Here is a 13,112-nt window from a genome sequence, read left to right as displayed (position 1 = left end):
GCGACAAGAATGACCGATTTGTTTGCACCTTATGAATTGAAGGCTCTGACCCTGAAGAACCGGGTGGTCATGCCGCCCATGTGCCAGTATGCGGTTGAGAAGCAGGACGGGATTCCCACAGACTGGCATTATGTGCATTATGTCAGCCGGGCTGTCGGCGGGAGCGGCTTCATTATTGTAGAGATGAGCGGAGTTCACCCCGATGGACGGATTACGAACCGGGACACCGGGATCTGGGAGGACGGGCAGATTCCGGCGTTCAAGCGGTTGACGGATGCCGTTCATGCCCATGGAGCTAAGGTTGCCATCCAGCTCGGACATGCCGGCCGCAAGGCCGTGGATGCCGCTCCGCCGGTTGCACCTTCGGCCATCCCGTTCGATGACACCTATGCGGTGCCTAAGGCGCTTAGCCGTGAAGAGATTGCGGAACTGATTATCGCCTTCCGGGAAGCGGCGCGGCGCGCAATTGAAGCGGGATTCGATACCGTAGAGCTGCATGGAGCCCATGGATACCTCATTCACCAGTTTCATTCCCCGCTCTCCAATGTCCGGGATGATGAATATGGCCAAGACCCCATCCTGTTCGGGGAACAGGTAGTAAAGGCAGTGCGTGAGGTGCTCCCGGCTGAGATGCCGCTAATCATGCGGGTCTCCGCCAAGGAATATGTGGAGGACGGTTATGATGAAGCTTATGCGCTGGAATTCTGCCGCCGCTACAAGGAGGCAGGCGTAGACCTGTTCCATGTATCCTCGGGTGGAGAGGGGCCGATAGGCTCGAATGGCGGCCCGAATGCAGGACCGGCTTATCAGGTGGGGCTTGCCGAATACATACGCAGTGGATTACAGGTCCCTGTTATCGCTGTAGGGCGTCTGGAGTCATATGAAGAAGCGCAGGCGGTAATTACGGAAGCGAAGGCAGAGCTTGTAGCTGTAGGCAGAGGCCTGCTAAGTGACCCGTACTGGGCACTTCATGCTGCTGAGGCGCTGGGTGGGATTGATTCGTCTGATCTGCCTGCACCTTATGTGCGCGGAATCTGGAACAAGAAATAGAGGGCTGTAATTGTGAATAATGTCACAGATTTTAAGTTCCTTCTAAGGCATGGTTAATAAGATTAAATTTGAAGGAGCTTGATAACGTGGCGACGGTGATTAGTAATGAGCGGCTGGCTGAAGGAGTATACCACCTGGTAGTTGAAGGGGGGAACAGCGGGGAGATGGGTCAGTTCTACATGCTGCGGGCATGGGGAGCCTATCCGCTGCTGTCAAGACCCCTTAGCATACATCAGGTGAATGATAACGGTGTTGAATTCTTGTATCACGTAGTGGGCGAAGGTACAGAGATCCTTGCCGGACTGAATCCGGGCGATCCGCTGGAGCTGGAGGGACCGTTCGGTACCGGCTTCCCGCAGGTAGAAGGAAAGGTAGCGTTAGTGGGCGGGGGGATCGGAATTGCTCCGCTTTATTATTGTGCGCAGAAGCTTCCGGGAAGCGATATCTATCTCGGCTTCAGCCGCGAGTCTTTCCGTACCGAAGCCTTCCGTCCTCTGGCTGCTGAGCTGACCGTTGATGTAGGCGGACTGATTCTGGACAGCGTGGATTTCTCTGCGTATGACCATATCTTCGTCTGCGGCCCGCATCCGATGCTGAAGGCGGCACAGCTCAAGGGCATAGCCGCAGACACTGCGGGTAAGCGCCCCGACGTCTATCTGTCACTGGAGAACCGGATGGCCTGCGGAATCGGAGCCTGTCTGGTCTGCAGCGTCTCCTGCAAGGACGGGCAACGCAAAGCCTGCGCAGACGGTCCTGTTTTCCTGGCTGAGGAGGTATTGTTCCATGATTAATACAACTGCAACGATTGCCGGTGTATCCTTCAAGAACCCGATTGTGATGGCTTCCGGCACCTTCGGCTTCGGCCGTGAGTATGGCCGGTTATATGATGTGTCCCTGCTTGGCGGCATCTCCGGCAAGGGGCTTACGCTTCACGCCAAAGCCGGTAATCCCGGAATCCGCGTCTATGAGACGCCTTCCGGCATGCTGAACAGCGTAGGGCTTGAGAATCCGGGAGTAGAGGCTTTTCTGGCCAAGGAGCTGCCCTATTGGGAGACGCTGGATACTGCACGTATTGTGAATCTGGGTGGCAACACGTTGGCGGATTACGTACTGGGTGCGGAGCTGATCCAGCGGGATGCGGATGCCCGGCAACTGGCCGGAAATCCGGCCGTGGATATGATTGAGCTGAATATCTCCTGCCCGAACGTGAAGGAGGGCGGGATCGCTTTTGGCATAAAGACTCCGGCAGCCCAGGAAGTGGTCCGTGCGGTACGGGCGGCTACAAGTCTGCCGCTGGCCGTGAAGCTGTCGCCGAATGCCGAGGATATCGCAGAAATGGCTGTGATGTGCGAAGCAGAGGGCGCGGACGCCGTATCTCTGATCAACACGATCTCAGGGATGAAGATTGATGTCCGCCGCCGCCGCAGTGTGTTCAATAACCTCTATGCGGGACTGTCGGGACCAGCGATTAAGCCGGTGGCTCTGCGTATGGTGCATCAGGTATCCCGCAGGGTAACTATTCCGGTGATCGGTATGGGCGGCATCACTTCGGCTACAGATATTATTGAATTTATTATGGCCGGAGCGACTGTAATACAGGTTGGAACCTATAACTTCATGAATTTGCGGGCGGGCAGCACGCTTGCCCTAGAATTGCAGCAATTTATGAAGGAAGAGAATATTTCCTCACTGGATGAGATCCGTGGTATTGTATAGGCAGCAAGCCGGTTTACAATGATCTTTTTGCCGCAGAGTGAGAGATCTCTACAGCCTATGGTTAATATAAAGGGAGGGGGAGTTCTGCTTGACAATGAATCCGGTGCATCCTGACGATATTGTGCTGTCCGAGACAGAGGTGGGCCGTGATCTGCTGCTGCTGATTACCGGGGGAGTGCGCCATATCGGTGCGGCAAGCACGGCGTACATGGACGGAGACCTCGCGCGGGTGATGACCTCTGCCGTTCCCCATCATAAGGAGCATACGATCAGTGAAGCCATTGCGCTGAAGGCCGCTGCCGCATTGAACCGGACAGTCACGGTTGTGATGGGCATTCACTATGACGATCTGAGCACAGAGGGCATCCTTGCGGTCGTGAACATTGTGAATGATAAGGTGGAGCAATATTTAGTACAGAAGGCTGAAACAAATTTTTGAAACGATCCCCTTCTCCCTGCGTAATAGATACCATTGAACCACTAACTTATATTTTGGAGGAATGAACGATGTCTATATTTAAAAGATTGCGTGATCTGACCATGTCCAATGTGAATGCGATTATTGATAAAGCAGAAGATCCGGTTAAAATGACCGACCAGTACATTCGTGACATGACGGAGGATCTGGAGGATGCTGAGAAAGCGGTAGCTGCCCAGATCGCTATTGAGAAGAAATTCAAACAGTTGTACGAAGAACAGGAAGCGTTAGTGAATAAGCGTAATCAGCAAGCCCATGCGGCTGCCGGGGCAGGTAATGTTGATTTGGCCCGCCGTGCTCTAGAAGAGAAGAAATCAGCAGAAGCCAAGCTTGTGGAGTACAAGGCCAGCTTCGACCAGAACAAGGCTTCCGCAGACAACCTGCGCGGCAAGCTTGACGAAATGCGCAAACAGCTTACCCAGATGAAAAACAAGCGGGAGACACTCGTTGCCCGTTACAATGCTGCGAAGGCGCAAACCGAAATCAACAAAGCAATGAGCGGCTTCAGCTCCGACTCTGCTTCTGCCGGACTCAAACGGATGGAAGACAAGATGCTGCAGGCCGAAGCACAGGCGGAAGCCAGCAACGAGATGAGCTCGGGCAACAAATCGCTGGATGATGAGTTCGAGAAGCTGGGCAAAGACCAGGCGGTTGAAGATGAGCTGGCTGCGCTGATGAAGCAATACGAGAAACAATAACATATTGGCATAAGCCGGACTTCAGGCAATTGTCCACAGGCGAAGGGGAGACAGAACCAGCGGTTTCTCCTTCGCTTTATGTTTGTCTTACCTGTTAGGAAATATGAACAAGCGGGGGCTGGAGTAATGGATTTCGATACCCTGGTGTCCATGGTAGTATGGACGGTCAGCGGCGCAGTACTGCTGTGTGTGCTGATGCTCGTGGATTCGCTGTTTACCCGTTATAATGATATGGAAGAGCTGAAGGCAGGGAATATGGCCGTGACTACCCGGCTGGTGTTGAAGCTGCTGTCACAAGGCTATATTTTATCGGCATCCATTGCTGCGGCGAACCGGCTCGGGACCGCCCTTATCGTCTCTATAGTATCTTTTGTCTTGTTATTTGTGCTGGAGAAGACGGTAGAGCAGCTCCTGAGCCGGTGGGGGAACCTTGAACTGGATCATGGCACTCAGCTTGGCAAGGTCGGCTACGGTCTGATGGCAGGCTCGCTGCATGTGACGGGGGCATTGATTATTGCCGCTTTTATTCGCGGATAAGAAGGATTATCGTACCAATCTGTAGGAGGATGATGGCTTTGGGTCTTTGGAAAAGAATCGGCAATCTGTTCTCGAAGCCGGAGGCGCCTAAAGCGCCCGCAAGCATGCTGACCCTGTCTCCCGGGGATATCTGTGAGGTCTCCCTGGTCACCTATGAAGTGACGGGCCGGACGAAGACGAGCGGCCGTAATGCTGTTGTACTGACGCTGCGAGACGGGAGCCGGATCGCCTATCTATATATAGAAGAGCGGGAAGAGCTGCAATACAGATTGTATCACCCGATAGACGGGCGTCTGGATAGTCCCTCCGAGGTCCCGGCTACCCTGGAGCTGGATGACCGGACCTTTTATCTGGAGGAAGAATATGAAGGGTATGCCGCCGTTACCGGGCAGACGCCTTATATGAACGGCGGGGAGCAGCATGTCTGGCAATACCAGTCGGATGATTCGCGGCTCCTGCGTGTGGAATGGCAGAATGGACGGTTCATGCTCTATGAGGGTGAAAGCATCCTTTCAGCTGATGTGAGAGTGATCCGCGCGTCTTAAGCTGAGCTGGAGCAGGGCGTAGTTGCTGACAGCTGAATAGAATCGGGATTGAATAAGGGATGCATGCGCTTGTTACAGGCCTGTGCATCCCTTTTGTTATGCCTTCATGTTAGAATAGGGCGTAATTGGTTTAATGAGCAGCAATCTACCGGAGAAGCAGAAGGAGTGAATTCAACAGTGACTAACCGAGAGCATCATAACAAGGAATATAACAACGAATACAGTAATGATAAATTTCAGCGCGCAGCGCTTCAAGTTACAGAGGCTCAAGGCAGGCTAATGCCTTATGCTGCGCTGCTTGCGCAGGAAGCTGTACCTCTGCATCTCAGCAGCGGGCGTTATCTGGCTCAGTCTGTTGCTGCACCACATCCCTATCCGGCATTTGACCGCTCCAGCATGGACGGCTTTGCAGTGATTGCGGCAGATACTTTAGCGGCAGGAGCCCCTGACACAGTGTGGCTTGAAGTCATCGATGTCATACCCTGCGGCGCAGTAGCCTCAAGAGAGATTACGGCTGGCACTGCTGCGCGCATTATGACGGGAGCGCAGATTCCTGGCGGCGCAGACACCGTAATTATGATGGAGGCTACGGAGAGCCGGATAGAGGGCGGAGTCACTTATGTCGGTATCAGCAAGCCGCAAGAGAGGGGTCTGCATATTACCCCTTGCGGGCTGGAGCTTAGTACAGGTGATCCAGTGCTTCCTGAAGGGGCTCTAATCGGCGCTGGCGAAATTGCTGTTCTGGCAGCGCTCGGGGTGCCGGAGGTTCCTGTCCGCCGCAGACCTAAGGTGGCGGTCTTCGCTACCGGGACTGAACTGCTGGAGGTGGACGAGCCATTAGTTCCGGGCAAAATCCGTAACAGCAACTCTCCCATGCTGGAGGCGCTTATCCGGGAGGCAGGCGGAGAGCCGGTGATGCTGGGTGCGATCATCGATGATCTGGAGCTGGCCCGCAGTAAGGTACAGATGGCACTGGAGAGCTATGATCTGGTGATTACTACCGGCGGCGTATCGGTCGGGGATTATGATATTATGGGGGATCTGGTCCGTGAGCAGAGCGGAGAGATGCTGTTCAATAAAATAGCAATGCGCCCCGGCAGCGTCACTACGGCAGCCGTTCGCGGCGGGAGCATCCTGCTTGCCTTATCCGGCAATCCGGGCGCCTGCTTCGTAGGATTCCAACTCTTTGCCCGTCCGGTCATCGGGCTGATGCAGGGTGCGGCCCAGCCGTATCTGCCGGAGTGGACAGCGGTGCTGGGTGAGGATTATAAGCGGGTCAACAGTTTCACCCGTTATGTCCGCGCCCGCTTGGAGATCCGCCAAGCAGTGCTCTATGCTTATCCAGCCGCTGTGGACGAGTCATCCGTTACGGTTACGATCAAAGACAGCGACTGTCTGATCGTCATCCCGCCGGACAGCGGACAATTGTCTGCCGGGGACAAGGTAACCGTGCTGAAGCTGCCGGGTGAGATCAGAGGGTGAATTCAGTTAAAAGTGAGATGCGACAATGGATGGATGGATTTCATCATCTAATTGTAGCCTGTACAACTAATTAATATTAATTATTAAATTTCAACATATGAAAAATTCACAACAACAACAATTGATAAAAATCAATTATTAGAAGATCAAGTAGAAGATCAAGGAATATTGGGACCGTAGGACCAATTATCCAATAGTATCAGTTGAATTCCAAAATTTCAACATATGAAAAATTCACAATAGAAAACTCAAAACACTAACCAGCAGCCAACAAGCAGTACCATCCAATCGTGCGACAGCATCCAATGCCGTATCCGCAAAACCCGGTCACAAAGGCAACAAACAAAACCCTCCAGTTCTCTGATAGACAGAGGAGGGAGGGTTTTAGGTTCTTAAGAGCACAACAAGATCTAGCCTATGTGTGTTAACGTCTACTACAAAGATTACTGGGCCGTTAAAATTAGCGGTCCATCTGCGGTGATGGCAATCGTGTGCTCATACTGTGCGGATAGCTTGCCGTCAGCCGTTCTTGCTGTCCATTCATCATCGTCGATGGTGATCTGGTACGTGCCTTCGTTAATCATGGGCTCAATCGTAAATACCATGCCTTCTTTGAGACGGATGCCTTTGCCTGCGGTGCCGATGTGCACGTAGCTCGGCTCCTCATGCAGGCTTCGTCCGATGCCATGCGCCAGCAGATCGCGCACGACCGAATAACCGTGTGCTTCGGCATGCTGCTGAATGGCCGATGTGATGTCACCCAGCCGTCCTCCCGGGACAGCCCGGGCGATTCCCAGATCGAGGCATTCCTTCGTTACCTGCATTAATCTTTGCGCCTCCGGCCCAATCTCACCGACAGCGTAGCTCACGCACGAATCTCCGAACCAGCCGCCGTATTCCGCAACAATGTCTAGCTTCAGCAAGTCGCCTTCCTTCACGACCCGTCTGCTGGTTGGAATGCCGTGTGCTACCACATCATTAATGGAGATGCAGGTCTCAGCAGGGAATCCGTTGTAGCCTTTGGTGAACTGCTTGCCGCCAAGCTTGGTGATATGTTTTGCCACAAAATCATTAATTTCAAGCGTGGTGATTCCGGGTACAATGTGTTTGGACACCTCACGGTAGCAGTCGGCAACAATTTGGCTGGCTTGCTTCATCTCTTCGATTTCTCTGGGGGATTTAAGAATAATCATGATATGTGCATTCGCTCCTTAATCTTTCAATAGTGTCTGTCTTTTATAGTTTCAGAACTCTGACGATCTCCGTTGCGTCTTCATTCAGCTGCCCTCGGCGGAGGGACAATGCAGCACAGCCGACCAGAGCAGCTAACAGCATCTCCGTGTGCTGCAATCCATGCTGCGGATCGGCTGCTTCCCCGCCGGCAGATAGAGAGTCCGCCGTAAGTCCGCTACCAAGCATCGTAGACAACGGGGTCAGCACCTCCCGGCGGAACTCGGCAGTGAGCGGGGAAGAGCGGGCGTCAGGCAGGGAAGGGAATCCCTCACCAGCCTGCTTACACAGCAGATAGATAGCGTGATCCTCCGCCCATAGCTGTAACAGCCGCACCCCGGCGACAGATCCCCCCAGCGGGATCTTTAACGGTAGCTCCGGCTCTGCCATAGGCGGGGACTTCAGCCATTCCCCGGCCCGGTCGAGCGCATCCCATAACAAGTCGTGAAGCAAATCACCCTTGTTGCTGTAATAATGATAGACCGTACCATAACCGAGACCAGCCGCCGCAGCCACATCCCGGATTTCTAATAAAGGCCCTTTATTCAAAAATACGTCCGCTGCTGCTTTTCGGATCTGCACCAGCCGCCGCAACCGGATATCTTCGTTCTGTTCCTTCGTACGGGGAGTCATCTTATCCGTTCACCTCATTTATTTTAGACCTACTGTCATGTCAATATAAAACATCGGCAGGCAAATGGCAAGGGGGAAACGTTGAACCAACCATCTGAACATAACAAAAAACCGGATAGAACATCATCCGGTTTATTCTCCTCAAGCCCAGTGCTCCGGATGCCTTAAGGATTCCGGCAGCTTGGTGGACGGGCTGCCTTGGGCTGCTTGCAGCTGCGCCTGAGTCAGGAAGAGACTGCCCCGCAGATCAGCTCCGCTTAGATTCGTGTCGCGGAAGTCCGCGCCAATCAGATCGGCGTGCCGTAGGTCAGCATCGCTGAGATCCGCAGCGATCAGATACGCGCCCCGTAAGCTGAGACAGCGGAGGTCGGCCCCGCGCAGCTTGGCCCCAATCAGATCGGCCCCGCGGCCATAGTTCTTCTGGCGCTTCGGAGCCGGAGCGAGCTGCTTGCGGGCAGCGGTGCGCGCTAGCTCGCTGGCACGCAGCAGCAGCTCGTTGACTTCAGCGCGGTGCGCAGGCACTTCGAGCTGAAGCAGCTTTTCCGGGCTGAGCAGGGTGAGGGCCTGCGTCTGCTCCAGCATTTTGATAAGCGAATCATGCAGGGTATCGGCCCCGCGCAGTGTCAGTGCCTCGTGCAGATACCATAACAGCTCATGCAACTGACGCATTACAGGAAGAATCTCGAACATCTGTCCAGCAGTCTCGGGAGCCTGACGCCAGTCGCGTCCGCCATAGGTCAGATTGGAGATTTTCTGCCCGGCCCCGAAGCAGTCGTACACCGTACATCCCCGGAAGCCGCTTACTCTTAGCTCAGTATGAATGCCGCAGAGGAAGTCCTCCCGCAGATTGGGACAGGGCTGTCCGGCAGGCTTGTCTATGGCGAAGTCTGAGGAAGCAGAGAAATGAAGCGCTGCACAGCATAGCCCGAAGCAGTTCAGGCAATCCGATTGCAGCTCCGGCAGTCCGGGATTCGCAGGAAATTCAGTAGATGAATGATTGTCTAACAAACGTATTCCTCCAAAAATTAATGTCATTAATTTAGTAGTCCATGCAGCCTACTGCGGCGGCTCGTTGTCGAGACGGCGTTCAATCGCATCAGACATCGTTTTATCTGTAAGATGGGCATAAATCTCGGTAGTCTCCGTAGAGGCATGGCCCAATTGTTCCTTTGTCCGGTAAATATCGTTCTGCAGATAATAATCGGTGGCAAAAGAGTGCCGCAGCTTATGCACCGTCAGATAAGGCTTGCCGAACCGTTTGGCGTATTTGATGATCATCTCCTGGATCGCCCGTTTGGTCATCCGTTTGCCTTCTTTGCTGCCGTTGGGCAGGGCAATGAAGAGGGCTTTTTCCCGTTTCGGCGTCTTGTACCTGCTCTGGCGGAGGCTTAGATACAAGCTGAGATCATCCTTCGACTGTTCCCGGAAATAGACCGGGGTCTTGAAGGTCTCGTCGTTATGACCCTTGCGGAATACATAGAGCAGCTTATTGTTGACATCCACATCATCCACGCTCAGGTTAACCACCTCGGAGACGCGCAGGCCGGAATTGAGGATCAGACTGGCAATACAGGCATCCCGTTCACGGTTAAGCTGCCAAGAATAATAAGCCTGCTTATTGGCTTCCACATCTGTACCATAGCCTTCATAGATGTAGCCTACGAACTCCAGCAGCTCCTCGTCCTCCAGAATTTTACCTTTGAGCTTGGCGGCGGTGTCCTTCGGTTTGTGAATACGCTTGATCTCAACCTTGGCCATAATGTTACGCTTCAGCAGCGGGTAGAAATTCTCATCCTCAGCAATCTGGCTCAGATAATGGAACAGGGAGCGCAGCGCAGACAGTTTACGGGATACGGTCACCCGCGAATTGGCATTCTCAGCCCGGGTGGTTAAGTGCAGACGGTAGCCGACAATGCTGTCCATATGCAGGGTCTCCAGCTCAAGCAGAGTGATGTCAGCATTGCTGGCCGCTACAGACAGACCTTCACCCCGCAGCCAGCCGAAAAAGGATTCATAGTCCCGGATATACTCCAGCAGCGTGGAAGGGGACAAATCCGGCCGTTTATAATCGATAAACTGCTGGACAAACCAGGGCATCTGCGGCAGCCGCTGATCCAGGTTTGCCCGGTCGGTCGCTTTTTGAATACTGATGTTCTTCACCTTCTTTATAGTTTCCCCTAAGGGGGAGGGCTGTCCTTTTATATTACCATGTTTTTGGCGGGGAATGGCTTGGAATTGCTGCGGGAAATGGACTAGCCTTGCTCCTGATGAGACAAAGTTATATGATGGGTAGTAAACGAAAACGGCAGAGGTGAATCTTAATGGAACTTGGAATCGAGCTGGTTCCTAAAGAGCAGAAGCAGATGATAAGCAGATTGATGCAGTTCTATTTTTATGACTTTACCCGCTATCTGGAGCTACAGGTGGACCGTGAAGGATTGTTCCCTTCTTATCCCGGTCTGGAGGCTTACTGGAACAGCGGTAAAAATAAATTTGTCTACCTGTTCACCGTAGACGGCAATGTCGCAGGCTTTGCCCTGATCGACCGTCTGCTGCGCGACCCGGAGGGCGAGTTCTATATGACGGAGTTTTTTGTGATGCAGCGCTACCGGCGCAGCGGCGTAGGAACCTGGGCGGCACACCGGCTGTTCGACATGTTCCCCGGCAGCTGGAAGGTGTCACAGATTCGTGCCAACACCCCTGCGCGGGACTTCTGGCACCGGGTCATTGGAGCTTACACCGGCGGTGAATTCCAGGAGCGGTTCAACTCCCGCCAAGGCAATCCCAGTCAATACTTCAGTACATTAAATTCTAACAGGGTTAAGAAATGAAATTACCTATTCCTGTCAGACTTCAGCGCAACTTTGGATCGTATCCGGCGTCTGGTAACTGAGGTGATTAGATTGTCCAAGCGAATAAGCATATGGGGAGCGGGCTGTATAGCAGTTGCAATAGCAATCAGCACAGGCTGCAGCAATGCTGCGGATCAGGGTTCTTCGGATGGAGGGCGTACGGATCAGCCGTCAGCATCGCCCGCAGCCGCTGCGGCTACAATAGCTGCTCCTGCCACCGCAGTTCCGACTCCGTCGGCAACAGCCGTACCTGCTGTTAAGTCCGTGTCGCTGATTCCCGAAGTACGGGAGTATACAGGAAGCGGCAGTGGCTACGAGCTGGATGGCGTCAATGTTCAAGCGGATTACTCCGCAGACAAGACTTTACCGCTCGGGGTGTTTCTGCCGGAGACGATGATCCGTTTTGAACAGGATGGCAGAACGGCGTGGGGAACTGCGGACAAGCATAACTATATTACGTTAATTATGCTAAGCTCTGAGAAGGATGTAACTGGCGGGAAGCTTGAACCGGGCACAGATCGGGAACTGTTGAAGTTCAAGGAATATGAAGGGAGCAGGGTGGAGGGGGACCGGAGGGTTGAGGCATTTATTTTCACAGCCCACAAGGATTCTTACCGGGCCGAAATTCATATTCAAGATGAGCAACGGGATGCGCTGCTTCCACTCTTCACATCCATGCTGAGTAGTATTGAATATATGGAGAAGCAACCGCCTATTAAGCCCGGAGTCTTCTTCAAGGTCCCTGATGTAGGTTCCAGTCCGGGCAACAAGCAAGCGCTCCAGGAGACACTGGACTGTATTGCAGCCTGGGCCGCCGGAGACAAAGAGAAGTTCGCTGCCACGATGTATTCACCGCTACTTAATGACAACTTACAGTACTTACTGGATCATAAGAATGTTTACCGTTTCCATAAACTGACCGTAGTCGGAATTCCTGTCGAGGGAGCCAAACGTGCGGCCTTCTATGTGGAGTTTACGCAGATGACCTCTGAGGGCTATATTACTGAGAGAAACAATGAGATTTCCCTGCTGCCTAATAAGCAAGGGGAGTGGAAGATCGCTAGTATTGATTAGGCAGAGCACCTGCCGAAGCTCGAAAGCTTGAGACACCTGCGGGGTTTCAGGCTTTTTTGCTGTACAAATAATCACAACCTTTCCAAGTTCCGGCGTCTATAATCTATATTGAACGATGTTCAAAAACATTACAGTGTTCAATCCGGTGGAACAGCAACACCCTAACAGAAGGAGTCTAACGATCATGGGTAAAGCAGAGAGACAAGAGCAGGAGCGCGAAGCAATGCGTAATCTCATTCTGACTACGGCTGGCGAGCTGCTGGCGGAGAAGGGGATCAGGCAGCTGTCGATCCGCAGAATCGCTGAACGGATGGAGTATTCGGCCGGTATTATTTATCACTATTTTCAGGGAAAAGAGGAGATTGTGGAGCAGCTTCTTCAGCGGGGCTACCGGGAGCTAATGGGCGGACTGATTGCCGGATCGGAAGCTTCACCGGATGAAACATCTCCAGAAGAGTGCTTAAGACGAACGCTGAGACAGTTCATTAAGGTCACAACCGCAGAAGGCTCACAGTACCGGAGTATGATGCTGAATGATTCGCCGTCCGTGCTTAGCCACACCGGGGTTTTGCATCAGGGAGCAGCCCTGGAACGCAGCGGGATCGCGGGTCTCTGTGATACGCTCCGTAAATTCAGCGGGATGGTCTCCTGTGAGCAGAGGGAGCTTGAACTCACCGCCCAAATCATCTGGAGCGCAGCCTTCGGGTTGATTATGAGGCTGATGGTGGAGGGAAATCTGCCTGATGAGCAAAAGGAGGCTCTGATTAACCGGCACATAGAAGCCATGGTGCATATTGCACAAGGATCGGGGGATTAA

The 13,112-nt window shown here is 53.2% G+C and carries 15 protein-coding genes; 11 read left to right on the top strand and 4 right to left on the bottom strand.

Annotated features, from left to right (window positions below):
- Positions 1-9: 9 nt before the first annotated feature.
- The 8 genes from ACFSX3_RS24275 to ACFSX3_RS24240 all read left to right on the top strand — a co-directional run bounded on the left by ACFSX3_RS24275 (position 10) and on the right by ACFSX3_RS24240 (position 6,506).
- Positions 10-1,050 (top strand): NADH:flavin oxidoreductase/NADH oxidase, encoded by a 1,041-nt coding sequence (locus ACFSX3_RS24275; protein WP_209989840.1) that lies wholly within the window; start codon positions 10-12, stop codon positions 1,048-1,050.
- Between the two features lie 86 nt (positions 1,051-1,136).
- Positions 1,137-1,841: a dihydroorotate dehydrogenase electron transfer subunit gene (locus ACFSX3_RS24270; protein ID WP_209989842.1), complete on the top strand. Its 705-nt coding sequence runs from the start codon at positions 1,137-1,139 to the stop codon at positions 1,839-1,841.
- Entirely contained in the window at positions 1,834-2,766 is a 933-nt protein-coding gene (locus ACFSX3_RS24265) for a dihydroorotate dehydrogenase (protein WP_209989844.1), read from the top strand. Before ACFSX3_RS24270 ends, ACFSX3_RS24265 begins: the two co-directional genes overlap by 8 nt.
- A 94-nt stretch (positions 2,767-2,860) precedes the next feature.
- On the top strand, positions 2,861-3,205 hold the full coding sequence (gene lpdD, locus ACFSX3_RS24260; protein WP_209990232.1) for a prenylated flavin chaperone LpdD: 345 nt from the start codon (positions 2,861-2,863) through the stop codon (positions 3,203-3,205).
- A gap of 68 nt (positions 3,206-3,273) precedes the next feature.
- Positions 3,274-3,942, top strand: a complete 669-nt coding sequence (locus tag ACFSX3_RS24255) for a PspA/IM30 family protein (protein ID WP_209989847.1) — start codon at positions 3,274-3,276, stop codon at positions 3,940-3,942.
- A gap of 126 nt (positions 3,943-4,068) precedes the next feature.
- A complete protein-coding gene (locus tag ACFSX3_RS24250; RefSeq protein WP_036695415.1) occupies positions 4,069-4,479 on the top strand; it encodes a DUF350 domain-containing protein in 411 nt (136 codons plus the stop codon).
- A 38-nt stretch (positions 4,480-4,517) separates the two neighbouring features.
- Complete coding sequence (locus ACFSX3_RS24245; protein WP_209989849.1) at positions 4,518-5,024, top strand: DUF4178 domain-containing protein; 507 nt, start codon at positions 4,518-4,520, stop codon at positions 5,022-5,024.
- Between the two features lie 177 nt (positions 5,025-5,201).
- Positions 5,202-6,506, top strand: a complete 1,305-nt coding sequence (locus ACFSX3_RS24240) for a molybdopterin molybdotransferase MoeA (RefSeq protein WP_379256450.1) — start codon at positions 5,202-5,204, stop codon at positions 6,504-6,506.
- 443 nt (positions 6,507-6,949) lie between these two features.
- On the opposite strand, the gene map is transcribed toward ACFSX3_RS24240, so the two are convergent.
- From map to xerS, 4 genes are all read right to left on the bottom strand, one after another.
- Positions 6,950-7,699: a type I methionyl aminopeptidase gene (map, locus tag ACFSX3_RS24235; RefSeq protein WP_209989854.1), complete on the bottom strand. Its 750-nt coding sequence runs from the start codon at positions 7,697-7,699 to the stop codon at positions 6,950-6,952.
- A gap of 43 nt (positions 7,700-7,742) precedes the next feature.
- Complete coding sequence (locus ACFSX3_RS24230) at positions 7,743-8,369, bottom strand: TetR/AcrR family transcriptional regulator (protein WP_209989857.1); 627 nt, start codon at positions 8,367-8,369, stop codon at positions 7,743-7,745.
- 141 nt (positions 8,370-8,510) lie between these two features.
- A complete protein-coding gene (locus ACFSX3_RS24225; protein WP_379256451.1) occupies positions 8,511-9,377 on the bottom strand; it encodes a pentapeptide repeat-containing protein in 867 nt (288 codons plus the stop codon).
- Positions 9,378-9,425: 48 nt separating this feature from the next.
- Positions 9,426-10,520: a tyrosine recombinase XerS gene (gene xerS / locus ACFSX3_RS24220; RefSeq protein WP_209990235.1), complete on the bottom strand. Its 1,095-nt coding sequence runs from the start codon at positions 10,518-10,520 to the stop codon at positions 9,426-9,428.
- A 170-nt stretch (positions 10,521-10,690) separates the two neighbouring features.
- Here xerS and ACFSX3_RS24215 point away from each other — a divergent pair, with 170 nt between their 5' ends.
- The 3 genes from ACFSX3_RS24215 to ACFSX3_RS24205 all read left to right on the top strand — a co-directional run bounded on the left by ACFSX3_RS24215 (position 10,691) and on the right by ACFSX3_RS24205 (position 13,112).
- Positions 10,691-11,200, top strand: a complete 510-nt coding sequence (locus ACFSX3_RS24215; RefSeq protein WP_209989864.1) for a GNAT family N-acetyltransferase — start codon at positions 10,691-10,693, stop codon at positions 11,198-11,200.
- Between the two features lie 72 nt (positions 11,201-11,272).
- Entirely contained in the window at positions 11,273-12,295 is a 1,023-nt protein-coding gene (locus tag ACFSX3_RS24210; RefSeq protein WP_379256452.1) for a hypothetical protein, read from the top strand.
- A gap of 184 nt (positions 12,296-12,479) precedes the next feature.
- Positions 12,480-13,112, top strand: coding sequence for a TetR/AcrR family transcriptional regulator (locus ACFSX3_RS24205; RefSeq protein ID WP_209989870.1), 633 nt, complete (start codon positions 12,480-12,482; stop codon positions 13,110-13,112).

It is taken from the genome of Paenibacillus rhizoplanae, assembly GCF_042684125.1.
GTDB lineage: Bacteria > Bacillota > Bacilli > Paenibacillales > Paenibacillaceae > Paenibacillus_AQ > Paenibacillus_AQ rhizoplanae.
Note: the sequence above shows the minus strand (reverse complement) of the source record. Positions and strands in the feature narration are given on the sequence as shown.